This window comes from uncultured Thalassospira sp. (genome assembly GCF_963976115.1).
GTDB lineage: Bacteria > Pseudomonadota > Alphaproteobacteria > Rhodospirillales > Thalassospiraceae > Thalassospira.
Map to the genome: position 1 here is coordinate 39784 of NZ_CAXBJJ010000008.1, position 25409 is coordinate 65192.

Consider the following 25409-nt stretch of genomic DNA (forward strand, 5'->3'; position numbering starts at 1 on the left):
TTTTCAAAATTAAAACTGCATGCGGCAAAATTTCCGCAATCCCTGCACCCTCGCCCGGGCATCGAAACATCAATATAATCGAACAGGCCGGACACCGAAAAAAGCCCGGCACATTTCTGTACCGGGCCATGTCGCGATCAAAAAATCAGGACTGATTAATTCGCATAATCGTAGGTGCCATTTTCCCATTTGTAGAAAACGTAACCCGGAGCAGCGACGTCGCCTTTGGAGTCGAACGAGATCGAACCCAGGACCGTATCAAAGCTGTCACCGCTTTTGAGTTCTTTGGTAACAGGTTCAAAGTCGGTTGTACCAGCTTTGGTCGCAGCTTGTGCCCAAGCCTGGATCGCACCATAGGTATACAGGGTATAACCTTCAGGCTTGTAACCTTTACCTTCGAAGTATTTCACGAGATCCGCGTTGCGCGGATCTTTTTCAAGCGCCGGACCGGCCGTGAACATGGTACCGGCCCCGGCATCACCCGTGATGGACCAATATTCAAGGGTGTTGATGGCATCGCCGGACATCGCCAGAGTGTCCATTCCCTGGGCACGCATCTGACGCACGATCAAACCAAGTTCGGTATGATAGCCACCGTAATACAGCACATCAACATTTTCGGATTTCAGCTTGGTAACCAAAGCCGAATAGTCTTTTTCGCCCGGCGTGATGGCTTCATACAAGACTTCCTTGACACCAGCTTCATTCAGAAATTTCTTGGTTTCGTCAGCAAGGCCCTTAGAATAAGCCTGTTTGTCGTGAACGATGGCAATACGCTTGTCACCATAGTGTGCTGCCAGATATTTACCGGCAACTTCGCCCTGCTGGTCATCACGGCCACAAACGCGGAAAACGTTGTCGAGGCCACGCTCCGTCAATTGCGGGTTGGTTGAAGCCGGGGAAATCTGAATAACCCCTTCTTCGTTGTAGACTTCCGAGGCAGGGATCGAAGAACCCGAGCAGAAGTGACCTGCAACAAGAGCAACATCCTTGCTGATCAGCTGGTTAGCAACAGCAACAGCCTGCTTGGGATCGCAAGCATCATCGCCAACTTCCAGAACCAGCTTTTCTCCGTTCACACCGCCGGCAGCGTTGATATCTTCAACTGCCTTAACGGCACCCTGACGCATCTGTTCACCAAAAGCGGCGTAAGGACCAGTCATCGGACCAACAGTCGCAATGGTAATGTCAGCTTTTGCTGCCCCCATTGACAGGACAAGCGCCGATACAGTTGCCAGAAGGCCAAGCTTGGTTTTCGACATAAGAGAAGTCTCCCTGTTCCAAAGGTTGATTCCGACACCATGCCAGAACCATCTTTTAGGACCCGAAACCGGCCTGGTTTTTTCCCCATTTACCGGTTTCCGCTCCTCGTACTCTAGCATCCCGTTTAAGGTGTGCAATAGTACAAATCGTTTCTTCGCCAACAAACCGGTTCCCCGGCAGCATCGGCAAAAAGTAATGTTATTCAGCGCCTTCACGCGAACGATAGGCAAATGGGCCAACACGTTCATACAACCATGGATACTGTGACAGCATCTTGTTCACCCGGACAATCCGAAATGAAACCATGGCAATAGCCAGCAAAATAACAGTATCAAAAATGAAACCCGACAAAGACAGAAGCTCGCCATTAAACAGGGCAAACCCTAAAAACCGGTCCGTTAATCCCAACAAAATGGCATAGGGAACCATCTGGCTCATCGGGCGCCAGGTATTGGCAACCGCCTGCCCTGTCATCATCGCGCAAAACCCCATCAAAATGATGGTGATGCCAATGGTAACGCTGATGCTGGTGCCTGTAATTGCTTCCATAACGTTATCTCCTAGTGTCCGCCTTCAAGATACGCTGCGCGCACTTCAGGGTTTGCCAGCAATTCAGCACCACCGCCCGACATGGTAATGTTGCCATTGACCATGACATATCCACGATGCGCCAACTTCAACGCATGGAACGCATTTTGTTCAACCAGGAATACGGTAACCTTTTTTTCCAGATTGATCTTTTTGATGGTTTCAAAAATCTGCTTTACCACCAGCGGCGCAAGACCAAGCGAAGGCTCGTCAAGCAGCAAAAGGCGCGGTCGGCCCATCAGGGCACGGCCAATGGCCAGCATCTGCTGCTCGCCGCCCGACATGGTACCGGCACGCTGATTGATCCGTTCCTTCAGACGCGGAAACAAATCAAAGACCATTTCCAGATCTGAATCGAAATGCTTGGGGTCCTGGGTACAAGCCCCCATTTGCAGATTTTCAAAAACCGACATCCGCGGGAAAATACGCCGCCCCTCCGGGGATTGCTGAATTCCCAGCCGACAGATGTCATGGGTTGGCATCCGGCTGATGTCGGTACCTTCAAATAAAATACGGCCTTTGGAGGCCTGCGGCGACCCGCAGCATGTCATCAGAAGGGTTGTTTTACCAGCACCATTGGCCCCGATCAGGGTAACAATTTCCCCTTCATTGACTTCCATATCAATGCCCCTGAGGGCTTCGATATTACCGTAGAAGGTGTGAACACCTTCAATTTTCAACATGGTCATATCGATGTCTCCCTCACTTTGCCTTTGGGGAAAGATGAAGATCCCGGGCAACTTCCGGCGGAAGTTCATCGTCTTCATCTTCACCCAGATAGGCACGGATCACCGCGGGGTCGTTTTTAACGGCCTCGGGGTTTCCATCGGCAATTTTCTTGCCGTAATCAAGCACGATCACATGGTCAGAAATCTTCATCACGACACTCATATCGTGCTCGATCAACAACAGACCAATGCCCTGCTCGTCCCGGATGCTTTGCAACAGCAAATTCAACTCCCCGGACTCACGGGGGTTCAAACCGGCTGCCGGTTCATCAAGGCACAATAACGAGGGTTCAACACACATCGCCCGGGCAATTTCCAGACGCCGCTGGGCGCCATAGGCAAGGTTGCCGGCATTCCAGTCTGCAAATTCGTATAAACCGGTCTTGTTTAACCAGAATTTGGCACGCTCCAGTGCTTCTTTTTCCGCACTGGAATAACGCTTCAGATTGAATAGACCCGCCACCGAAAACAGAGACGCATCCATCAAGCGGTTATGCTGGGCAACGATCAGATTTTCCAGAACCGTCATGCCGGTAAACAGACGAATATTCTGGAAGGTTCGCGCAACGCCGTTATTGCGCGAAATGCGAAAACCTTCGGTCCGTTCCAATAATCGCGGGCCATCATTGGCATTCAGTGTCAACCGGCCCTCGGTCGGCACATAGAACCCCGTAAGACAGTTAAACACTGTGGTCTTACCCGCCCCGTTCGGGCCGATAATTGCCGTAATTTCCCGCTTCCTGGCCGTAAAAGACAAATTGTCAATTGCCACCAGACCACCGAAACGCATTGTCAGATGTTCAACTTCAAGCAATTTGTTGTCGGTCATGATTTTTCTCCGGCAACTTTTTCTTTCTTGCTCATACTCAGCAAGATTGTCGGATCACGGAAAGACAAAAGGCCACGCGGACGCCACAACATGATGGCAACCATCCCTGCCCCGAAAATCAGCATGCGGTATTCAGCCAGTTCACGGAACATTTCCGGGAAACCGATCATGACGATCGCGGCCAGCACCACCCCGATCTGGCTGCCCATACCGCCCATCACAACAATGGCCAGAATAACAGCAGACTCAAGGAAGGTGAAACTTTCCGGGCTGATAAAGCCCTGACGGGTGGCAAAAAATGCCCCGGCAAAACCGCCAAACATTGCGCCGATGGCAAAGGCCGACAGCTTGGTGTTGGTCGGGTTGATGCCAAGAGACCGACAGGCAATTTCATCTTCGCGCAAGGCTTCCCATGCCCGTCCGATTGGCAATTTGCGCAAACGCATGGTCACGAAATTGGTTACCAGCGCCAAAATCAGGATCAGATAGTACAGGAAGATCAAGCGGTGCATTGACGAATATTCAATGCCGAACATGTCGGAAAAACGCGTCACACCTTCTGGTACCCGGCGCGAAAATTCTGCCAGGCCAAAAAACGAGGGACGTTCAATTGATGCAATGCCGTCAGGACCGCCAGTTAAATTGTACCAGTTGATGAGAATCACACGAATGATTTCACCAAAGCCCAACGTCACAATGGCAAGGTAATCCCCGCGCAGGCGAAGAACCGGGAAGCCCAGCATGATACCAAAGCTGGCCGAGAACAAACCCGCCATGGGCAAGCACAGCCAGAAGCTGAGGCCGAAATGCTGGGACAGCAAAGCATAGGAATAAGCACCGACGGCATAGAAGGCGACATATCCAAGGTCCAGCAACCCGGCAAGACCCACCACAATGTTCAGCCCCCACCCCAGCATGATGTAAATCATCACCAGGGTCGCAAGGTCGATTGCAGAGCGGTTTTCGCCAAAAATGAACGGAAAAATAATGAAGAACGCAATCCCGAACATACCGATCTTTTTGGTGTTGGTCCGGTAAGCAAGCTGTAATTTGGCGGATATTTTCCTGGTACCGTCCTCGTCTCCCGTCGGACGGCCTTTGGATGCCGAAAAATAGGCAATCGCAAAAACAGCCGCAATCAAACAGATAAAGAAGATCGCGCGACCGACACTGTGTGTCGCCATATCAAAAATGACAGGTGATACCCAGCGATCATCCAGATCGCGGAAACGCACGAACATTTCGATCACCATCAGGGCCGAAACAACGATCAGACCGGCCTGCAATAATCGAGAAAGATGTTCACGACGCACAACCAGTCCAAGTCGGCCAATAACGGTGGCACCTATCGCAATAAGGACAAGGTCCCAGCGCAGGGCAAGTTCAAGACCGGTCGGACGGTCAACGGTTTCAACCCCCAGAATCATGATAGACATCATGAAGGCCAGAACAGCAAAGAACGCAAGTTCTTTGGCTATGTCTGCCGGTGTAACCCGCGAAGATGTAAGTAAAGACGACATCAGACTTTCTCCACCTCCGGCTTGCCCAGAAGACCCCACGGTCGGAAGATCAGCACCAGAACCAGAATGCTGAATGTAGCAACATCCTTGTATTCAATAGTGAGGTATCCCGACCAGAAGGATTCAATCAGGCCAATCAGCAATCCGCCAAGCATGGCGCCTGGCAGCGACCCGATACCGCCAAGAACGGCAGCGGTGAATGCCTTCACCCCGGCAAGGAAGCCGATATAGAAGTCGATAACACCATAATAGAGTGTCACCATCATACCGGCGACAGAGGCAAGAGCCGCCCCCATGACAAAGGTCGTCGAAATGGTGCGGTCCACATTGATGCCAAGCAAACCAGCCATCGTGCGGTCCTGTTCGCAGGCGCGTTGGGCGCGACCAAGCGATGTTTTCGCAATAAGTGTGGAAAACACAACCATCAGAACAAAGGTTAGAACGATGATGACCATCTGCATATAGCTAAGCTGAACATTGAAGTTCGGACTTTCCATCAACGTGACGCCACCCTTGATGAAGGGCTGCATCGCCTTGACCCGCGCACCCTGTGCAATCTGCACAAAGTTCTGCAAGAAGATCGACATGCCAATCGCAGAGATCAGTGCCGCCAAACGAAACGATCCGCGCAATGGCCGATAGGCTATGCGTTCAACGCCCCAGCCATAAACCGAAGTCATGACCATTGACACGACCAGCATCAAAAGAAGTGTTAACGGCAAAATGCCGCTAATTCCTGCCGCCTGACAAATCAGGAACGTAATCAGGGAATGAAAGGCACCCAGCATGTAAATTTCGCCATGCGCGAAGTTGATCATGCCGATAATGCCATAGACCATGGTGTAACCGATCGCGATGAGGCCATAAATGGCGCCAAGCGTCAGTCCATTGATCAATTGTTGTAAAAAATAAGCCCAATCCATTGCTCAACCTTAGATTTGGCACAGACAAACGCCGCCCTCGACAGCAAGGCTAAAGGAAAAGAACAAGGATATACAAATGTTGTCGGGAAAGAACCCATCTCCCCAATTGCCCCCTCGCAAACTTCCGAAGCCTCCGTCTTTTTGTTATCGGGTAACCCCGCTTTTAAGTTTCCGAACGCGATCATTCTTATGTGATTCTATATTCGGAAACGCGATTAACGATTGAAACCTTAGACACATGTGGTCAAAGGCTGCAAGCGTGTTCGAAAAATTGGTTGAATCTCCCGTTTTCTCGCCCTTGGATAGAATTTTTTACCACAACGGCTACTCAACCAACTGTTCTTATATTGTATACTTTATCCTTTATTGAGAACGTATTCAAGTTTTTGTACCGCTACGCGCTTTAACTGTTCCGGATTTCGCGAAACAGGACCTGCGACTGTCACCTCTTGTCCGCTAACGGAATCGATGGCAGTACATCGCAGATATTGCCCTACCTGCTTGAATTCTATGTATATTTCTCGGCCTTTGAATGAAGGTGATGCCATAATTTATCCCGGATCGCATTTTCGGCTGTAACGTGAAGCATCAGTATAACTTGGTATGGAAACAAGAATACTACCAAATGAGACGAATCTGGACATAAAAAATGCGGAGGACAAAAATCCCCCGCATTGTTCCAGTGGATTATGCTGCTTAATGGCACAACCGGCCTGTTTTACGACTGGATCACTCGCCATCCAGCATTTTAACAATCGCTGAAAAATCGCGCCCGCCATTGCCACCTGCACTATACATGGCATAAAGGCTTTCGGCCAAAGCCCCCATCGGAGTGGTCGCATTGGCACCGGCGGCGGCCTGCTGGGCAAGCTTCAGATCCTTCAGCATCATATCAACCGCAAAACCGGCCTGATAGTCACGGTTGGCTGGCGATGCCGGTACAGGCCCGGGAACCGGACAATAACTGGTCAGCGACCAGCACTGCCCGGATGCCTTGGATGAAATATCAAACAGTTTCTGGGCATCCACCCCCAGGCGCTTTGCCAGCATAAACGCCTCGGAAACGGCAATCATGCTCACACCCAGGATCATATTGTTGCAAATTTTTGCCGCCTGCCCTGCACCATTATCCCCGGCGTGAATAATATTGCTGCCCATTGCCTGTAAAATCGGCTCGGCCGATGCAAAGGCATCTTCACTGCCGCCGACCATAAAGGTCAGGGTGCCTGCTGTTGCGCCGCCAACGCCGCCTGAAATTGGTGCATCAACCGGGCGCATGTCGCGCGCTTTTGCCAGTTCAGCGGCTTTGCGCGCGGCATCCACATCGATGGTGGAGCTGTCAATCACCAAGGTATTGGTAGCGGCATGGGCCAAAATACCGTCAGGCCCATCATAGACGGCCAAAACATGCTTGCCAGCGGGCAATACCGTAACAATCGCCTCAACATCCGTTGCAACTTCCGCCAGCGACCCTGCCGCCGTTCCGCCAATTTCCACTGCCGCTTTTACAGCATCAGCCGACAGGTCAAACACCTTAACCTCATGTCCTGCACGAATAAGATTGGCCGCCATGGGGCCCCCCATATTGCCCAATCCGACAAAACCGATTTTCGCCATTTTTAACGTCTCCTCTGATGGTCCGGTCATTACCGGTTTTCATTGTTTGATAAATATATGGTCTTGCGGGTCCCTTACCCGTGCGAAATGGTTAGTTCCTTGTCATCTGGCAACGGGGCAAAAAAGCCATCCACGTCACGCGGGTCCACCTGCCCGACTTCCGCCTGCGCCCAGCGCGGTTTTTGGTCCTTATCGACGATAACGGCGCGAACACCTTCAAACAGGTCCGGCTTTTCAACCATGCGCTGACTAAGGCGGAATTCCATTATCAGATCAGAAGCCAGATCCAGCATCGCCCCTTCACGTATCTGTTTAAAAGTAACGGACAACGCCATAGGTGATTTTGTTTTTATCATTTTCAGCGTTTTAACAGCAAAATCTGAAAGTGATTGCTCAAGTTTCACCATCACCTCGCCGATAGTATCGGCTCCGAAAATGGTATCAATTTCGCCCCGGTTTTCTGCAATCGGCGCAGAACCGTGATCATGCGCATATTGTTTCAGGATGCTTTCAACCTGACGACAAACCGATTGCGGATCATCCCCTGACGCACCAAAATCGGCATCGGCCAAGGCCTGCTTGACGTTTGCGACATCGCTGCTGTGGGCACCATGCGTTGCAATACCGGCATAAAGACAGTCGGCGGCCCCCAACCGGGCGCCGGTCAACCCCAGATACATGCCGATTTCGCCGGGGCAACGCGGCAGAAAATAGCCGCCGCCAACATCGGGGAAAAAACCGATGCCGGTTTCGGGCATGGCAAACATCGTTTTTTCCGTCACCAGCCGATAGCGGCCATGAACGGAAACACCAACACCCCCGCCCATCGTAATACCATCAAGCAAGGCAATGCACGGCTTGGGATATTGCGACATATAATGGTTTAACAAATATTCGCGGCGGTAAAAGGCATCGAGCAATTCAGGTTGGTTATTCTGGTGCGCATCATAAAGCCCGCGAATATCGCCCCCGGCGCAAAATGCCTTTCCGCCCGTTCCTTCAATCGTCAGAACAGCAATTGCATCATCTCGTTCCCACAAACGCATCTGCTGATGAATGGCATCCACCATTGGCAATGTCAGGGCGTTCAAGGCTTTGGGGCGATCCAGATAGATTTCGCCCACCGCACCGTTCACCGCAAAATTGACACCGACATCACTCATATCAAGGCTCCTGGAGTTCCGATGATAACCATCATTTAGCCGCGCAACGCGCTCCGCGCGATGATAACCCGCATAATTTCGTTGGTTCCTTCAAGGATTTGATGCACACGCAGATCACGCAGCAACCGTTCGACAGGATATTCCCGAATGTAACCATACCCGCCATGCAATTGCAGGGCATCGTTGCAAACATCAAAGGCCGTATCGGTGGCAAAGCGTTTTGCCATCGCGCAAAATTGTGTGGCATCGGGCGCCTGTTCGTCAAGTTTACAGGCTGCTTTGTGCAGCAACAAACGGGCGGCTTCCAGCTCTGTTACCATATCGGCATATTTGAATTGCAATGCCTGAAAGGCTTCAAGCGGCTTGCCAAACTGTTTGCGAACCCGCATATGCTCGCGCGCAAGTGTCATCGCCGCGCGGGCCCCGCCAATGGAACATGCCGCAATGTTCAAGCGACCACCATCAAGGCCCTTCATGGCAAATTTAAAGCCATCCCCTTCCGCACCCAGCAAATTTTCAGCCGGAATTGTGCAATCACTGAAAATGACGGCGGATGTCGGCTGGCTGTTCCAGCCCATTTTTTCTTCCAGTTTGCCAAACGAAAGACCGGGTGCATCCTTTGGGACCAGAAAGGTTGATATGCCTGCGGTGGTTTCATCGCCGGTTCGCGCCATCACGACATAAATATCACTGCGCGACCCGCCGGAAATAAAGGCCTTTTCACCATTCAACACATATGTATTACCGGTGCGAACAGCGCGCGTCCGCAACGAACCTGCATCCGACCCGGCCCCTGGTTCGGTCAGGCAATAACTGGCGAAATGCGCCATACTTGTCAGCTTGGGCAAAAAGGCCTGTCGCTGTTGGTCATTACCGAAACGGTCAATCATCCAGCAGGCCATATTATGGATCGACAAATAGGCCGCTGTTGACGGGCACGCCGTTGCCAGCTCTTCAAAGATCACGGCGGCATCAAGCCTTCCCAAACCCGAGCCGCCGACATCGTCGCGGGTGTAAATTGCGGCAAAGCCCATTTCGGCGGCCTTGCGCAAGGTGTCCTCGGGGAAAATGTGCTCAGCATCCCACCGGGCCGCATGGGGCGCCATTTCACCGGCGGCAAAATCGCGGGCGGCCTGCTGAAATGCCTGTTGGTCTTCTGAAAGGGCGAACTCCATCGGATTTTCCTCACCAAGGCTGTTGTTTCCCTTTACGTAAACGGGAAAAAGCCGCAATGTCAAATAATTCGGCATAATCTTACCGAAATACGTCATTAGGCACATTCCCCAAAACAGCAACCCACATAAATCTGCCTCGCGGCACGTCTTGCCCAGGTTGGATTAATGTGGCTTACTGCGTGCAAATTTCTTCAAAAAACACCTTAAGGGGAATGGAAATGACAGATAGCAAAAACCCGGAAACCATTGTTCTTCATGCCGGTTACCGCGCCGACCCGACGACCGGGTCCGTCGCAGTGCCGATCTATCAAACCACCAGCTACCAGTTTCGCGACACCGAACATGCCGCCAATCTGTTTGCTTTAAAAGAACTGGGCAATATCTATACCCGGCTGACAAACCCGACCAACGATGTTCTTGAACAGCGCATTGCCGCCCTTGAAGGCGGTGTGGCAGCGGTGGCAGTGGCGTCGGGCCAGGCGGCAACAACCTTTGCCCTGCTTAACATTGCCCAGGCGGGCGACAATATTATCAGTTCAACCGACCTTTACGGCGGCACATGGAACCTGTTTGCCCATACTTTCCGGCAAATGGGAATCGAGGTGCGTTTTGCCGATCCGTCTGATCCGGAAAATTTCCGCAAGCTGGCCGATGACAAAACCCGCGCCTTCTATGCCGAAACCCTGCCCAATCCCAAATTGCAGGTTTTCCCGCTGCGCGAAGTTGCTTACATTGGCGACGCGCTGGGCATTCCGCTGGTTGTCGATAATACAGCCGCCCCGGTCCTGTGCCGACCGATCGAACATGGGGCCAGCGTGGTTATGTATTCAACCACCAAATTTATTGCCGGTCATGGCACATCCGTGGGCGGTGTCGTGGTTGATTCGGGCAAGTTTGACTGGGAAAAACACGCTGAACGCTTTCCGCTGTTAACCCAGCCCGACCCCAGCTATCACGGTGCAATCTGGACCGAAGCCGTTAAACCGATTGGCCCGGTGGCCTATGCGATCAAGCTGCGCTGCACCATGCTGCGCGATATTGGTGCCGCCGCCTCGCCGATGAGTTCCTTTCAGATCATTCAGGGGATGGAAACATTGCCCCTGCGCATGGAACGCCATTGCGAAAATGCCAACAAGGTTGCCGCATTTTTGCAAAAGCACCCCAAAATCGCCAAGGTTATTCACCCCAGCCTGCAACAAGGTGAAAGCCTGCGCCGGGCTGAGGCCTATCTAAGCGGTGGATATGGGTCGTTAATGGGGTTTGAGCTAAATGATGGCCGGGCTGCCGGTGAAAAATTCATCAATAGCCTGAAGCTGTTTTATCACGTTGCCAATATTGGCGATACGCGCTCGCTGGCGATCCATCCTGCGACGACAACACATTCGCAGATGACAGAATCCGAACTGGCCGCATCCGGTGTGAGCGAAAGTTACATTCGCCTGTCGATTGGTATTGAACATATTGACGATATCCTTGCCGACCTGGAACAGGCGTTAAACCTCGTTTGATCCCGCGCCTGCCTGAAACGCACGGTCCAGATAACCGGCCACGGGAAACCGCGGCCGGTTTTTATTGACGCCGATATGGTCGTACCGTAAAAGAAATTCAGGCAAAACATGCAAAATACGCAAAACAGGCAAAAACTTCATGTCCAGCGTGGAAAACAGGCAGCACGAAATTGCACGGCTTTTAAAACGATTTGGCACCGTTCACATCCATGATCTGGCAGAAAGGCTGCATACATCGATAGATACCATTCGCCGTGACTTGCGCCAGCTAGAGGGGAGCGGTCACTTGCGGCGTATTCACGGCGGCGCGGTTCTGCCCGCAACCGATGATGGAACTTATCAGGAACGCAGCCAGGAAAATCGCCCCGAACGTGCCGCCATTGCCCGCCACGTCGCCCTTCATATGATCCCGGACGACGCTATTGTCTTTTTCGATAGCGGCACCACCGTCCTTGAAGTTGTGCGACACCTTAAACCTTCCTTTCACGGGACGGCAATTGTGGTTAATCCGGCTGCTGCGGTGGTTTTGGCCGATCATGACACTGCCGATGTCATCATGATTGGCGGGAAAATCATCAAGGGGGATATGGTTGTATCGGGTGCACAAACAGTGACCGAAATTTGCCAGTTTCACGCTGATCTTTGCATTCTGGGAACGTGTGCCATTCATCCTGATCTGGGTGTTAGCACACGCAGAATAGAAGAAAGTGCCAACAAAGCCGCCATGATCGCCCACTCCGCTGACGTCATCGCCATTGCCACCGCCGACAAGCTGGAAACCCGGATGCCTTTCAAGGTCTGCGATGCCGATGCTGTGGGCACGCTGGTGACAGGGCGTAAACTTTCGCAAAGCTATCTTGCCAATTACCGCCGCCACGGCATTGACGTTGTTGTCGTATGATAAAGCAAAGGTGTCGTCGATGAATTCGCTATACACCGCGGCCCATAACCGGTGTCGCGGCATATTTTTTCTGCACGGTGCCGGTTTTGCCAGTTGGGTGCCGCACATCCCGCTGGTTCAGCAACGACTTGCACTTAGTCACGAAAATCTGGGGCTGGCATTGCTTGCGGCTGCGGTTGGTGTGGTGGCCGCCATGCCGCTGGCGGCACGGTGTTCAAACCGGTTCGGGTCCAACACTGTCGTTAAATTTTCCGGTGTGTTATTTTTTCCGGCCCTTGTTATCCCGTTATTTATGGCATCCCTGCCAACATTGGCAATTGCCCTTTTCGTCATGGGTTTTTGTGCGGCGATGATGGATATCGCCATGAATGCAAATGGCGTTAGCCTTGAACGCGCACGCGACAAAAGCATTTTATCGGGACTGCATGGTTTCTGGAGCCTGGGTGGATTTTGTGGTGCCGGATTTGCCACATTATGGTTCACCCTGCCCTTGTCAAAATCCCTGCATCTGCCAATCAGTGCCATTATCCTGCTTGCAGCCCACTGGTATTTGCAACGCGGGCTACTTTCCGATCTGGTGAAACCAGCCGACCACCATAAAGACATTGCCCATCAAACGATCCAAACTGGCAATCAAGCAATTCCCAATGGCGAACGCCCCATTTTCTGGCTGCTGCTGCCCTTTGGTATCTGCGCGTTTGTTGGTCAGTTTGGCGAAGGTGTGATTACCGATTGGGTCACTGTTTTAATGATCGAAACCCATGATAGCACAGCCAGCATTGCTGCGGCCGGGTTTGCCCTTTATTCGGCTGCAATGGCCATAACCCGCCTTTCCGGGGACTGGCTGGTGATGCGGCTGGGGCGGGCGCCTGTTCTTATCGCCAGTTGCGGTTTGGCAACAACAGGTTATCTGATCATTGCCCTGTCGCCACATTACCTGCTTTCGTGGCTTGGTTGTTTTATCACGGGGACGGGGCTGGCTGTTATCCTGCCGCTTCTCATCTCGACCGCAGCGGCCAGCACCGGCAAAAGCGGTGGCACCGTGGTCGCCACCATCGCTGCCACCGGCTATACCGCCTTAATGGCCGGACCACCTGTTATTGGTGCGGTGGCGGAACGTTATGGTCTGATAAATGCGTTTTTATTAACGTCGGGCTTTTTAAGCCTGATCATTCCGGTATATCTGACCAGCATGCGGCAGCGGTTAAAAACTGTCCGCAATAGTTGATCACTGCCGCGATCTGCCGCATAAAACTATTTCCAACGCCACCACCCCCTATTGCGTGAAAGAGATTGATCATGGCCCACCCCGTTAGTTATGGCACTTTCCCCCGCACCCGCCTGCGTCGCCCCCGCATGACCGACTGGTCCCGGCGGATGGTGGCAGAAACCCGGTTAAGTGTTGATGACCTGATTTTACCGGTTTTCGTTATTGCGGGCCGCAATCAGCGCGTCGCCATTCCCTCAATGCCCGGCGTTGAACGTCAAAGCATCGATATTCTGGTTGAAACAGCGCGCCACGCCGAAAAACTTGGCATCCCCGCACTGGCCCTGTTCCCCTATATCGACCCGGCCCTGAAAACCGAAGATGCCCGCGAAGCTTATAACCCGAACAATGTAATCTGCGACGCAACCAAAGCCATCAAGGATGCCTGCCCCAACCTTGGCATCATTACCGACGTTGCCCTTGACCCGTTTAATTCCAACGGCCAGGATGGTGTTGTTCTTGATGGTGAAATCCTGAATGACGAAACAACCGAAGCCCTGGTGCGCCAGGCGCTGGTTCAGGCCCAGGCTGGCTGTGACATTGTTGCCCCGTCCGATATGATGGATGGGCGCATTGCCGCCATTCGCGATGTTTTAGAAACTGAAAACCTGAAAAAGGTTCAGATCATGGCCTATGCGGCCAAATATGCATCTGCCTTTTACGGCCCGTTTCGTGATGCTATTGGCTCGGCCAGTGCGCTGGGCAAGGCCGATAAGAAAACCTATCAGCTTAACCCCGCCAACAGCGACGAATCCCTGCGCGAGGTCGCCTATGATCTTGATGAAGGGGCGGATTCAATCATCGTAAAGCCGGGCCTGCCCTATCTCGATATTGTGCGCCGTGTACACGACAATTTCGGCGTGCCGGTCTTTGCTTATCAGGTCTCGGGCGAGTATGCGATGTTGCGTGCCGCAGGTGACAATGGCTGGCTGGATTATACCGCCTGTGCCGTAGAAACGCTGGCTTGCTTTAAACGCGCCGGTGCCTCGGGCATTTTGACCTATAGCGCCATCGATGTTGCAGAATACATTGGCTAAACCGGGCTGATTGTTCAGCCCCAACATTGCGAAAAACAATAAAGGGGTGCCAGTTTTCCGGCACTCCTTTTTATTTTGGCATGTTATTTTATCATGCAATCCGGTTTCTATTCCAGCCCATTGCCTATGGCCGGGGCCATAAAATGCGGATGAATGCCTGAACGTTGATAAAGCCCGGCCAGATCCTGATACCCGTCAAGAAACCCGCCACGGGTGACCAGCAATGTTTTAATACCCACGGCAAGCCCGCCTAGAATATCGGTATGCAGGGTATCACCAACCATCAATATGCGATTGCGATCCACGGCTGGATGGCGTTGCAAAATATCGTCAAAGACTTCGCGATAAGGTTTGCCAACGCATTGGGGAACGCCGCCGCAAGCATCCGCTGCAAGATGCGCAAAATAACCCGATTCAACCGATAAAAAATCCCCCATCGGCGCACAGATATCGGGGTTTCCAACCAATATTGGCCGCGGATTTTTAGAAAGGCTGGTTTCCAGCATGTGCTGTCGTTGTCCATTCCATTCATCGGAATCAATCAGGACGAACCCTTCTACCGCATCATAAAAACTTTGTTCGTCCGCCAAAAAGCCCGCCTGACCCGGCAACCCGTCAATCGGCCAATGGCCTGGCGCCATGACACCCCACTGTGTCACATCAGAATGACGGTGCATCATCGGAACGATATATTGGGCACTGCTGACCAGTGACTCGACGGTAAAATCAAAACCCCGGTTTCTATGACGGGCAATAATCGTATCGGGCGTATTCGAGGCATCGTTGGTAACAACAGCCAACTCAATATTGCGGTCTCGCAACGCCGATACCGCCGATAACGCCCCCGGGATCGCATGCACGCCGGAATTAAGCACGCCAAACGCATCAAAGATAATGACATCGAACTGATCGGCAATGTCCAGAATATTGCGGACAACCTGTGTTTGCCCGGGCAAATCCACGCTGGCGATCTGCGGCATTCTGTCTGCATATTTCAAATAGGCCGCAATGGCGCTTTCCCGGTCAAGGGCAGGTCTGGCACCTGTCATTATATATAGGCCTTTCGCGATTAAAAATTGGCGTCATCGTCTAATTTACCTGCTCGAGTCTGTTGCCGTTTTGAAAACATCACCGCAAACCGACCCCGCCAGCTTCTTTCAGGCTTCATCAGTGCCTGTAAAAAGCCGGAAAATCAAGACAGCGAAAAAGACGGTATCTCGCAGGATTTGCCCTTATGAGTGGGAACAACCAATACACTAAAAGTTTGGGTAATTTTATTAGCCATGCACTCAGCGCATGAACGGAAAAAGGTCAGCACCTGTAATAAATACGTAAAATTGTCTATTTTTTGAGCAATTGATTAATTTCTGCGCTTTATCCAGCCCTGCTCTGCAAAAAACGCAATGGTTAAATGGCGTGTCAGGGCCTATCTTCTGCTTCAAGAAATAACGGCGACCCAAACGGACACGGTCACACACCCAGATGACATTGCCGCTCAGGTTGCCCATAGCAAACCGACACGTCGAGCCATTCAGCATGCCGTCGGGCATGACGCGGATCACTTGCCGGTTCCATGAATGTTGTTACCGGCGCTGTCCGGTTGGTTTGAAATAGGTGATAAAATGATCCTTACAAAAATTTTCGCATATCTGCGTGCCCTGCGTATCCAATACCAGACCCAGAATGCACTGAGCAAACTTGACCATCGCGAACTGGCTGACATCGGCCTGAACCGCGACCAGATTGATGATGTTGCACATCGTGTAGCCTTTGGTCACTAAGACCTGGTTGCCGATCCTGCCGGAATACCCAAAAAGCCCCGTTGCGATTAATGCGCCGGGGCTTTTTGCTGTTTATGCCAAACAGCATATCGACATTAAAAAACCGTGCTGAACTGATCCCGTAAAACGTTTTTCTGCACCTTTCCCATCGCATTTCGTGGCAATTCATCTACAAAAAACACCTGTTTTGGCACCTTGAAATTTGCCATCAATGTTTTGATATAATTTATTATTTCTTCGCCAGTTAAAGTGGATTCACCCTGCAAAACAACAATGGCCACGACGGCCTCGCCAAAATCAGGGTGCGGCACACCGATAACAGCACTTTCCAAAACCCCGGCCATCTTGTCGATCTCGGTTTCAATTTCCTTGGGATAAATATTAAACCCGCCCGAAATTACCAGATCCTTGGCCCGGCCCACAATATGCACATACCCCTTGTCATCAATAAGGGCGATATCGCCGGTGATGAAAAAGCCATCCTTGCGAAATTCCTCGCGGGTTTTTTTCGGCATTTTCCAATATCCGGCAAAGACATTTGGCCCGCGCACCTCAAGAACCCCCACTTCACCTTGCGCTAAAACCTGCCCCTGATCATCACATACCCGGACCTCAACATCGGGCAGTGCCGGGCCGACGGTGTGAATAATGCGTTCGCCATCCAGCGGGTTTGACGTGGCCATGCCCATTTCTGTCATGCCGTAACGTTCCAGCAAATAATGCCCGGTGCGCGCATGAAAGTTCGCAAAAGTTTCGGGCAGCAAGGGGGCGGACCCTGAAATAAACAGGCGCATATTCGAAACCAGGGCAGCATCAAAATCCTTGCCCGCCAGCAGACGGACATAAAAGGTGGGAACGCCCATCATGACGGTGGCGCGCGGCAAGGCTGCAATCACCTGCTCACGATCAAATTTGGGCAGAAAAATCATGCTCGCCCCGGAGATCATGACGCAATGGCACGCAATGAACAGGCCATGGGTATGAAAAATCGGCAAGGCATGCAGCAAGGTATCACCCGATGTGAAGCCCCATAAATCAACCAGGGTGCGCCCGTTTGACCACAGGTTCATCTGGGTCATCATGGCACCCTTGGGTTTGCCTGTGGTTCCTGATGTATAAAGAATGGCGGCCAGATCATCATCGGCGCACGGGACCGGCGCAAAATCGGTGCCATCTCTACTGGCGGCATCCTTTATGGTGCCCTGCCCGTCAGCCCCCAGCGAAAAGACCGTTGCCGCCACTGTGACACGGGCGATTTCGTCCATCTCGGCCTTTCGCTCCGGCTGGCAAACAATTACCACCGGCGATGCGTCTTCCAGGAAATAGGCAAGTTCTTGTGCCTGATAGGCCGTATTTAACGGCAAATAGACCAGCCCGGCACGAATGCAGCCCAAATATAAGAACAAGGCCGACGGGGATTTGTCGACCTGAACCGCCACCCGGTCTCCCTTGCGGGCACCTGCCGCATATAAGGCCGCCGCATAACGCGATGACCATTCATTGGCATCACGATAGCTAAACCGCACCCCGTCAGGCGTCTCAAGCAATGTCTTGTTCATATCGGCGGGAAAACAATCCCGGATGCGCATAAAAAGGCTGGTTGTCACTTTATTTCCCCCTGCATAACAGTGTTACGGACCACACCAAAGGTGCAGCCCGTTTTCACCAACTTAATACAGAGAAATTTTATTTGCAATTTGGTACCGCTTTACCACGTTTGACAAAGCACGATAAAACAACCCCTCGATCACCTGCTCAGACTAACCGACCTGGGGAAACTCCCCATCGATAAACGGAAATGTTTCGCCGACCGTTACCATCAATTCAGGGAAAAACCCGTTAAAATGCGTTGCCAGCGCATTGCTATACGCCCCGATGTGACCGAACTCAATCCAGTCGCCTTCCCGAATATCGGCAGGCAGGTTCACCGTTGCCGGTAGCACATCCATGTTATCGCAGGTTGGCCCATAGATGGTGAATTCCAGCGTTTCTTCCGGGTCAAAATCACCATCAATACGCATGGGTCGCACCGGAAAGCGCAAATTACCGGTCACAGCTTCTGAAAGACTGCCATACACACCATCATTGATAAAAAGCTGGTCTTCCTTACGCAACTGAATTTGCGTAACCAGCGACACACCACTTGAAACCAGGGCCCGGCCCGGCTCGCACATAAAGGTAAGATCGGGCATATCAAGCCAGCGAATACAGTCCTTGATTTCGTCCATAAACACATCAAGGCCCGGTCCACGCTGGTTCATATACTGGCCGGGAAAACCACCACCAACGTCAATGGAATGCACCTTAACCCCGGAAAAATCAATAACCTGTCGAATCAGTTCGATGGCAATACGATAGCCGTTCGGGCTGGTGCATTGCGACCCGACATGGAAGCACAAACCAGCCTTGTAGCCATAGCTGTCGACCTTTTTAATCAGCTCGGCGGCTGTCATTGGCCGGGCGCCGAACTTGGCCGATAAATTATAAGCCGCCCCCGCAGGCGGTGTTGCCAAACGTACATGGATCACCAGATCCGGGTCTTCGTCAGTTTCGGCGCGTATTTTATGAAGTTCGTCTTCGGTATCGATCACAAAATGGCGAATACCAAATACCCGGTGGGCACTGCGAATGGCATCGCGGCTTTTGACCGGGTGCATAAAATAGGCATCCATGCCTGGAAACTGCCGACGGACCAGAGAAATTTCGTCAAGCGATGCGGTATCAAAATACCGAACACCACCTTCATGCAAATAACGCATAATTTCGGGATGCGGATTACATTTCACCGCATACAGAACTTTGCCGGGAAACATGTCGACAAACCGTTTTGCGGCATCCCGCAAAATGTCCGGCCGCAAACAATAAACCGGATAAGACGGCTTAAGTTCCTTGACGACGTCATGGGTGGTATCAAAATGGCGTGGCATTGCAGGCTCCGAACATTCCAGAAAGTGAACATCTCATAAACGCCCCCACGGGCGGGCTGTTCCGGAAAAGGTTCCAGCGCACCCAACCCTAACAAGCAACGTTTTAAATGTCATGAACGATCACGCGCAAAGGGCTTGCAAAAGAACAGACGTCTCGTTAATTTGGTAAATCAATACCGAATAACCACTTAACCCGCTGCGCGGCGACTGCGCGCACAAGACGGGTAAAAATCCGGGAGGTTTCTGTGCCTGTTGAAATGGAACTTGATCCGTTCGTTCTGGCCAAATCATTGTCTGGCGTTCATTTGATTGATGGTGAATTTGTTGCCCCGATCAATGGTAAAACATTTGACGTTTTAAACCCGGCAACCAACAAATCCATTGGGCGCGCCGCCGAAGGTGATGCCGATGATGTTGAACATGCCGTTAAGGTTGCCAAAGCCGCCCAGAAAGACTGGGCCGAACGCCCGGCCCGCGAACGGGGCAAACTGGTTGCCGAATGTGGCCGTATTCTTAACCAGCATGTCGATGAACTGGGCAAACTGATTGCCCTTGAATCGGGCAAGGCCCTGCGCACCGAAAGCCGGGTTGAGGCGTCGGTTCTGGCCGACATGTTTGTATTTTTTGGGGGCCTGGCATCAGAACTTAAAGGCGAGACCATCCCCTTTAACCCCAACATGATGACCATGACCACGCGCGAACCAGTTGGTGTCGTTGGTGCGATCATTCCCTGGAACGTGCCATTACTGTTAATGGCGATCAAGGTGGCACCGGCCCTTGTTGCCGGTAACAGTGTCGTTGTGAAATCGGCCGAGGATACGCCGTTTACCGTCCTGCGCGTCTGCCAGATCATGCAGCAGATTTTGCCCAAAGGGGTTTTAAACATTCTTTCGGGTTTTGGTCCGGGTTGTGGTGGGCCGCTGGTTGCACATAAGGATGTGAAAAAAGTATCTTTTACCGGATCTGTTGAAACCGGGCGCATCGTTTATCGTGCTGCGGCCGAGAAACTGATCCCGGTCACGCTGGAACTGGGTGGCAAGTCCCCCATGATTGTGATGGGCGATGCCGATATTGAAAAGGCCGTTGCCGGTGCCATTGGTGGCATGCGCTTTACCCGCCAGGGACAAAGTTGCACGGCATCGTCGCGCATTCTGGTGCATGAAGACCTGCATGACGATTTTGTCGCGCGCCTGAAAGACAAGGTCAATAGCCTGAAAATGGGTAATCCGCTTGATGAGGCGACCGATATTGGCACCATCATCAACGCCAAACAACGCGCCAAAGTTTGCAATTATATTGAAATTGGCAGCAACGAAGGCGCGCAAAAACACGAATTAAGTGCGCTGCCCGACGACCCGGAACTGGCCGACGGGCAATTCGTTCGCCCGGTTATTTTTACCGATGTCAAACCCGACGCGCGCATTGCCCGCGAAGAAATTTTTGGTCCTGTCGCCTGCGTGTTCAAGTTTAAAACATTTGACGAAGCCATTGAACTTGCAAACGATAGTGATTTTGGCTTGGCGGCAACGGTCTGGACGACGGATCTGAAAACGGCCCTGGTTGCCACCAAACGCCTGGAAGCCGGGTTTGTGCAGGTGAACCAGAATTTGGTGGTTCAGCCCAACCTGTCTTATGGCGGGGTTAAACTTTCGGGGCTGGGACGTGAAGCATCGCTTGAAAGCATGCTGGAACATTTCACCCACAAAAAAACAATCATATTGAATATGGAATAAGGGAAGAACCGCCCGTTATTTTCCCACCGGGTTGCATTGCAAGATATGCAACCCGGCTTTTTCCTATGTTTGCTTGACCTCGACTGCCTGATCCGTAAAAGTGCCTGTGTCATCGGTTAAAGTTTCTGAAAGTATCTGGCACATGTCTGACGACACCGACACCTTTCTGTCGCCCTGTTTCCACTCCTGTTTTACAGGGGCGGCTGCCATGATGCGTATTATTACATGCCCCGTCTCTGTGCGGCGAATGTGAACCCTGTCATCTGCGGGTGACAGGCCTGTTTTATCCCCGATGAAATCCCCACATTCACACACGCGGTTCCTGCCTTGTCTGAAGGCAGAGCGCACAGGAGTCCGAGATGGCTGTTTCCTATCATGATATTGTTCGTGCATCCCGCCTGCTTGAGGGCATTGTCAGCAAAACACCCCTGGTAAAATCTCAAACCTTGTCAAAGATTTGCCAGGCCGATGTTTATCTGAAACTTGAAAACCTGCAATATACGGCATCGTTCAAGGAACGTGGTGCCTATATCAAACTGGCCAGTCTGACACCCGAAGAACGTGCTTGTGGTGTCATCGCCGTATCGGCGGGTAATCATGCCCAGGGCGTTGCCTATAACGCCAAACGTCTGGGTATTCCGGCAACTATTGTTATGCCCGAAAACACCCCCTACACCAAGGTTCGCCATACCCGCTCGCACGGCGCGGAAGTGGTGTTAAAGGGCTCTGTTCTTGCCGAATCCATGCAGGCCGCCCACGAATTGCAACAGGAACGCGGATTAACCTTTGTTCACCCGTTTGACGATGATCACATCATTGCCGGTCAGGGCACCGTCGGGTTGGAAATATTAAACGAAGGTGTCGATTTTGATACCATGATTGTGCCCATTGGTGGTGGTGGCCTGGCATCGGGTATCGCAACCGCCATCAAGGCGCGCCGCCCCGATATTGATGTTATCGGTGTTGAAACCAAACTTTATCCGTCAATGTATGAAGGCATTCATCAAAAGGAATTTACGGGCGGTGGTGTCACCATTGCGGAAGGTATTGCCGTTAAGCAGCCCGGTGGCAGAACACTCGATATCTGCAAGAAACTTCTCGATGATGTGGTGCTGGTTGAGGAATCGGCAATTGAACGTGCGATCCAGATGCTGATTGAAATCGAAAAAACGGTCGTCGAAGGGGCTGGTGCCGCCCCATTGGCTGCCTTGCTTGATCACCCGGAGCGCTTTGTCGGCAAAAAAGTTTGCCTGATCATTAGCGGTGGTAACATTGACAGCCGGTTATTGGCGCAGGTTTTGATGCGCGGCATGGCCCGCGAAGGGCGCCTGGTGCGTATTCGTATCGAAATCCCTGACATACCCGGCGCACTTGCCCGGATCAGCACCCTGATCGGCAACGCCGAAGCCAACATTATTGAAGTCTATCATCAACGCTATTTTTACGACATTCCGGCCAAACAAACCGATGTCGATATGGTACTTGAGGTGCGCGACACATCACACGCCCAGCAAGTAACCCAATATCTGAAAGAAAACGGATATGGTGGAAGATTACTTGGCAATACGTCGCTCGATTAACCCTGCCCCCAAAGAACAAGGCTGTCTGCAATCACGATAGGTTATTGCAGACAGCAACGGAGGGACCGAACCTGTTTTATGCGTCAGTCGCCTGATCACGCGCGAACCAGCCGTGCATATGCCCCCCCGTAATACAACAAGGGATCGCCCGTTTCGCCCGTTTCAACAGCAGTAACCTGACCGACAATAATACTGTGATCGCCGCCATCATGAACCGCATGCCGCACACAGGAAAATGTCGAAATATTGCCGATCAACACTGGCATGCTGTGGCCGTTATCTTTAAACCCGGTTTCTTCCCAACGATCTTCGATCGGAGAGGAAAACCGTTCCGCCAGGTATTTTTGGGAACTGCGCAGAACATTAATGCAAAAATGCGAAACATCGCCGACAAAAACATCGTGAGTCGCGGCATTTCGCGCAACCGAAAACAACACCAATGGCGGCTCAAGCGACACTGACGAAAACGAATTAATTGTAATCCCGACCTTCCGACCTTCCGTATCACGAGAGGTAACAACGGCCACACCAGTTGCAAACTGGCCTAGGCAATCCCGGAAATGACGTGACGAGAAGGACATGTTCAAATTACAGCTTTCATTGTTCTAAATGATCGGCGAAACCCACTCTGAGCCACAGGAACATGGCGATAAATTCAAAAACTGTCAAATCATGACATAAAATGATTTGTAAACATGATTTTAACAACAATTTGAACTAATTGTATCATCGCGAGTGGGACTTTTGTAAAAGAGCACCACATGACACATGGATGACAACTGCATCCATATCGACAAGTTGGCGCGTTTGCCAGCACAAGGGGTAATAAATGTTTCTGATCATTGGGTATGTTGTTGTGATCGGTGCGGTCCTGGGGGGCTATTTGCCACATGGTAAATTCAGCGTTCTGGTCCAGCCCTTTGAAGTCGTGATTATTTTTGGTGCAGCATTCGGTACGTTCCTGATCGCCAACCCGATCAGTGTCCTTAAGCGCAGCATTTCATTCACGATACGTGCCATGAAAGGTGCCAAAAAAAAATCTGCTTATCTGGAATTGCTTGTCTGTTTATACGCTGTTTTCCGGCTCGCGAAATCCAAAGGCGATCTTGCGCTTGAAAGCCACGTCGAAAATCCTGAGAGTTCGGCGCTGTTTAACAATTTCCCCGGTGTTACGGCCGATCATCATGCGCTGGAATTTTTATGCGACTATTTGCGCCTGCTGACTCTGGGCACAACAAACGCGTATGAACTTGAAGCAGTGATTGACCAGGAACTTGAAGCCCATCACGAAGAAGATGGTGCTGTTTCCGATGCCATTCAGACTGTTGGTGACGCCCTGCCTGGTCTTGGCATTGTGGCCGCCGTGCTCGGCATTATCAACACCATGGGGTCCGTCACAGAACCCCCTGAAATTCTTGGCGAAATGATCGGCGCGGCCCTTGTTGGTACGTTTTTGGGTATTCTGGCCTCCTATGGTTTTGTTGGCCCGACATCGGCCATCATCAAACGAACCGTTGAACTGGATTCGAAATTCTACGTCTGTATGAAGGCAGCCCTGATCGGCCATATGCAGGGTTATGCACCGCAGGTGTCAGTCGAGTTTGCCCGCAAGATTTTACCGCCAGAGATTCGTCCCAGTTTCAAGGAACTCGACGAAGCCATCCAAAACGCCCCGACGGTTTAAGAGACAGCAAATTGGAACAGTCGAGCGACGTTTTGACAGATGCGGTTTTTGCCAGGATATGACAGTCTGAAATGCCCGATATCATCATAAAAAAGGTCAAAAAAGGCGGACATGGCGGCCATCATGGCGGTTCATGGAAAGTAGCCTATGCCGACTTTGTGACCGCCATGATGGCATTTTTCCTGCTCTTGTGGCTTTTAAGCAGTTCAACAGATGAACAACTGCACGGCATTTCAAACTATTTTGCCCCAGAATCGATCTCGCAAAGCAACTCCGGTGCCGGTGGAATGTTGGCAGGCACAAAACTCGCCGATGCCGGCGCCATGCGCTCTGAAAACGGCGCGCCTGTCATCCAGATGGACATTCCCCCCAGCCCGGACGCAACCACGGTAGAAACGCAAAACAAAGCCCAAACCGCCGAACAAAAGGCTGAACAGGCCGCGAAAGCCCAGGAAAAGAAAGAGTTCGACAAAGTCGCAGAAGACCTGAAAGAAGCGATGGGGAAATCACCGGAACTGAAAGAACTGTCCAAGAACCTGCTGGTAGAACAGACAGATGAGGGATTACGTATTCAGATTATCGACAAGGATGACACATCCATGTTCCCCAGTGGCAGCGCGGATTTGCGTGATCAAACCAAATTGCTTCTAAAACAGGTCGCAATGGCAATAAAGAATATGCCGCAGAAAATAGCCATTGAAGGGCATACGGACTCAATCCCCTATTCCCATTCCAACGGAACCTACACCAACTGGGAGCTATCCGCTGACCGTGCCCTGGCGACACGTCGTGAATTGCAAGTTGATTCCTTGTCTTCTGATCGTTTTGGCAAGGTTTCCGGTGTTGCCGATACGGACCCCTTCATCAAAGACAATCCGAAGGACGAGCGCAACCGCCGTATCAGCATCACCTTGCTGCGCGGCACAGGTAAACAAGCACCTGCTGCGGACACCCCCAAGACAAATGACAGCACGGAACTAACCCCCAACCTGTTCGCGCCGCCATCCCGTCCGGATACAGATCCGAACGACAGGGTTAATCCCGACGCTCCCATTAGTCGTCCGACATTTTCTGTGCCATCGCGCAACTAAAGTAGCCTTTGAACCCACTGCCGGATGTTACGCGTACCTGACTGGCCTTATGCAGCTTTGGTCCTTCGATATGCTACCAAAGAAATTTGGGCTG

The 25409-nt window shown here is 51.7% G+C and carries 22 protein-coding genes and 1 pseudogene; 9 read left to right on the forward strand and 14 right to left on the reverse strand.

The annotated features are described in order from the left end of the window. Positions 1-155: 155 nt before the first annotated feature. The 9 genes from AAC086_RS11760 to AAC086_RS11800 all read right to left on the reverse strand — a co-directional run bounded on the left by AAC086_RS11760 (position 156) and on the right by AAC086_RS11800 (position 9806). Positions 156-1262: a branched-chain amino acid ABC transporter substrate-binding protein gene (locus AAC086_RS11760; RefSeq protein WP_339778864.1), complete on the reverse strand. Its 1107-nt coding sequence runs from the start codon at positions 1260-1262 to the stop codon at positions 156-158. 199 nt (positions 1263-1461) lie between these two features. Then, positions 1462-1812 (reverse strand): DUF6867 family protein, encoded by a 351-nt coding sequence (locus AAC086_RS11765; protein ID WP_339778865.1) that lies wholly within the window; start codon positions 1810-1812, stop codon positions 1462-1464. A gap of 11 nt (positions 1813-1823) precedes the next feature. Continuing rightward, the gene (locus tag AAC086_RS11770; RefSeq protein WP_339779110.1) at positions 1824-2534 is read right to left on the reverse strand and encodes an ABC transporter ATP-binding protein; all 711 of its coding nucleotides are present in this window, start codon (positions 2532-2534) and stop codon (positions 1824-1826) included. Between the two features lie 19 nt (positions 2535-2553). Further along, positions 2554-3408 (reverse strand): ATP-binding cassette domain-containing protein, encoded by an 855-nt coding sequence (locus AAC086_RS11775; RefSeq protein WP_339778866.1) that lies wholly within the window; start codon positions 3406-3408, stop codon positions 2554-2556. After that, positions 3405-4928, reverse strand: coding sequence for a high-affinity branched-chain amino acid ABC transporter permease LivM (gene livM / locus AAC086_RS11780; RefSeq protein WP_339778867.1), 1524 nt, complete (start codon positions 4926-4928; stop codon positions 3405-3407). The genes AAC086_RS11775 and livM overlap by 4 nt, the downstream gene beginning before the upstream one ends. Further along, positions 4928-5851 (reverse strand): branched-chain amino acid ABC transporter permease LivH, encoded by a 924-nt coding sequence (locus AAC086_RS11785; RefSeq protein ID WP_339778868.1) that lies wholly within the window; start codon positions 5849-5851, stop codon positions 4928-4930. The genes livM and AAC086_RS11785 overlap by 1 nt, the downstream gene beginning before the upstream one ends. 729 nt (positions 5852-6580) lie before the next feature. Further along, a complete protein-coding gene (gene mmsB, locus AAC086_RS11790; protein ID WP_339778869.1) occupies positions 6581-7468 on the reverse strand; it encodes a 3-hydroxyisobutyrate dehydrogenase in 888 nt (295 codons plus the stop codon). Positions 7469-7542: 74 nt separating this feature from the next. Next, positions 7543-8631, reverse strand: a complete 1089-nt coding sequence (locus tag AAC086_RS11795) for an enoyl-CoA hydratase/isomerase family protein (protein WP_339778870.1) — start codon at positions 8629-8631, stop codon at positions 7543-7545. Positions 8632-8666: 35 nt separating this feature from the next. Continuing rightward, on the reverse strand, positions 8667-9806 hold the full coding sequence (locus AAC086_RS11800; protein WP_339778871.1) for an acyl-CoA dehydrogenase family protein: 1140 nt from the start codon (positions 9804-9806) through the stop codon (positions 8667-8669). Between the two features lie 212 nt (positions 9807-10018). Between AAC086_RS11800 and AAC086_RS11805 the strand changes: the two genes are divergently transcribed. The 4 genes from AAC086_RS11805 (at position 10019) to hemB (ending at position 14519) form a co-directional block, all read left to right on the forward strand. Next, positions 10019-11314, forward strand: a complete 1296-nt coding sequence (locus AAC086_RS11805) for a PLP-dependent transferase (RefSeq protein WP_339778872.1) — start codon at positions 10019-10021, stop codon at positions 11312-11314. Positions 11315-11453: 139 nt separating this feature from the next. Further along, positions 11454-12215: a DeoR/GlpR family DNA-binding transcription regulator gene (locus AAC086_RS11810; RefSeq protein WP_339778873.1), complete on the forward strand. Its 762-nt coding sequence runs from the start codon at positions 11454-11456 to the stop codon at positions 12213-12215. A 19-nt stretch (positions 12216-12234) separates the two neighbouring features. Then, positions 12235-13443, forward strand: coding sequence for an MFS transporter (locus tag AAC086_RS11815; protein ID WP_339778874.1), 1209 nt, complete (start codon positions 12235-12237; stop codon positions 13441-13443). Positions 13444-13514: 71 nt separating this feature from the next. Further along, positions 13515-14519, forward strand: coding sequence for a porphobilinogen synthase (hemB, locus tag AAC086_RS11820; protein ID WP_339778875.1), 1005 nt, complete (start codon positions 13515-13517; stop codon positions 14517-14519). A gap of 107 nt (positions 14520-14626) precedes the next feature. Here the strand turns inward: hemB and AAC086_RS11825 are convergent, their stop codons facing one another. Together AAC086_RS11825 and AAC086_RS11830 are read right to left on the reverse strand one after the other, a co-directional pair. Further along, entirely contained in the window at positions 14627-15568 is a 942-nt protein-coding gene (locus tag AAC086_RS11825; protein WP_339778876.1) for an HAD hydrolase-like protein, read from the reverse strand. 240 nt (positions 15569-15808) lie between these two features. After that, on the reverse strand, positions 15809-16081 hold the full coding sequence (locus tag AAC086_RS11830; RefSeq protein ID WP_339778877.1) for a hypothetical protein: 273 nt from the start codon (positions 16079-16081) through the stop codon (positions 15809-15811). Between the two features lie 60 nt (positions 16082-16141). Between AAC086_RS11830 and AAC086_RS11835 the strand changes: the two genes are divergently transcribed. After that, positions 16142-16300, forward strand: a complete 159-nt coding sequence (locus AAC086_RS11835; protein ID WP_339778878.1) for a DUF1127 domain-containing protein — start codon at positions 16142-16144, stop codon at positions 16298-16300. 95 nt (positions 16301-16395) lie between these two features. Here the strand turns inward: AAC086_RS11835 and AAC086_RS11840 are convergent, their stop codons facing one another. Together AAC086_RS11840 and AAC086_RS11845 are read right to left on the reverse strand one after the other, a co-directional pair. Beyond that, positions 16396-17907 (reverse strand): malonyl-CoA synthase, encoded by a 1512-nt coding sequence (locus AAC086_RS11840; protein ID WP_339778879.1) that lies wholly within the window; start codon positions 17905-17907, stop codon positions 16396-16398. 153 nt (positions 17908-18060) lie between these two features. Next, positions 18061-19227, reverse strand: coding sequence for a type III PLP-dependent enzyme (locus AAC086_RS11845; protein WP_339778880.1), 1167 nt, complete (start codon positions 19225-19227; stop codon positions 18061-18063). 245 nt (positions 19228-19472) lie between these two features. On the opposite strand from AAC086_RS11845, the gene AAC086_RS11850 reads away from it, so the two are divergent. Both AAC086_RS11850 and AAC086_RS11855 read left to right on the forward strand, forming a co-directional pair. Then, positions 19473-20960 (forward strand): aldehyde dehydrogenase family protein, encoded by a 1488-nt coding sequence (locus AAC086_RS11850; RefSeq protein ID WP_339778881.1) that lies wholly within the window; start codon positions 19473-19475, stop codon positions 20958-20960. Between the two features lie 356 nt (positions 20961-21316). Beyond that, a pseudogene (locus tag AAC086_RS11855) lies at positions 21317-22540 on the forward strand (threonine ammonia-lyase); the annotation flags it as partial. A gap of 95 nt (positions 22541-22635) precedes the next feature. On the opposite strand, the gene AAC086_RS11860 reads toward AAC086_RS11855, so the two are convergent. Beyond that, a complete protein-coding gene (locus tag AAC086_RS11860) occupies positions 22636-23121 on the reverse strand; it encodes a flavin reductase family protein (protein ID WP_339778882.1) in 486 nt (161 codons plus the stop codon). Between the two features lie 248 nt (positions 23122-23369). On the opposite strand from AAC086_RS11860, the gene motA reads away from it, so the two are divergent. Then, entirely contained in the window at positions 23370-24224 is an 855-nt protein-coding gene (motA, locus tag AAC086_RS11865) for a flagellar motor stator protein MotA (RefSeq protein WP_339778883.1), read from the forward strand. A gap of 71 nt (positions 24225-24295) precedes the next feature. Continuing rightward, entirely contained in the window at positions 24296-25315 is a 1020-nt protein-coding gene (locus AAC086_RS11870) for a flagellar motor protein MotB (RefSeq protein WP_339778884.1), read from the forward strand. The last annotated feature ends 94 nt before the right edge of the window (positions 25316-25409 follow it).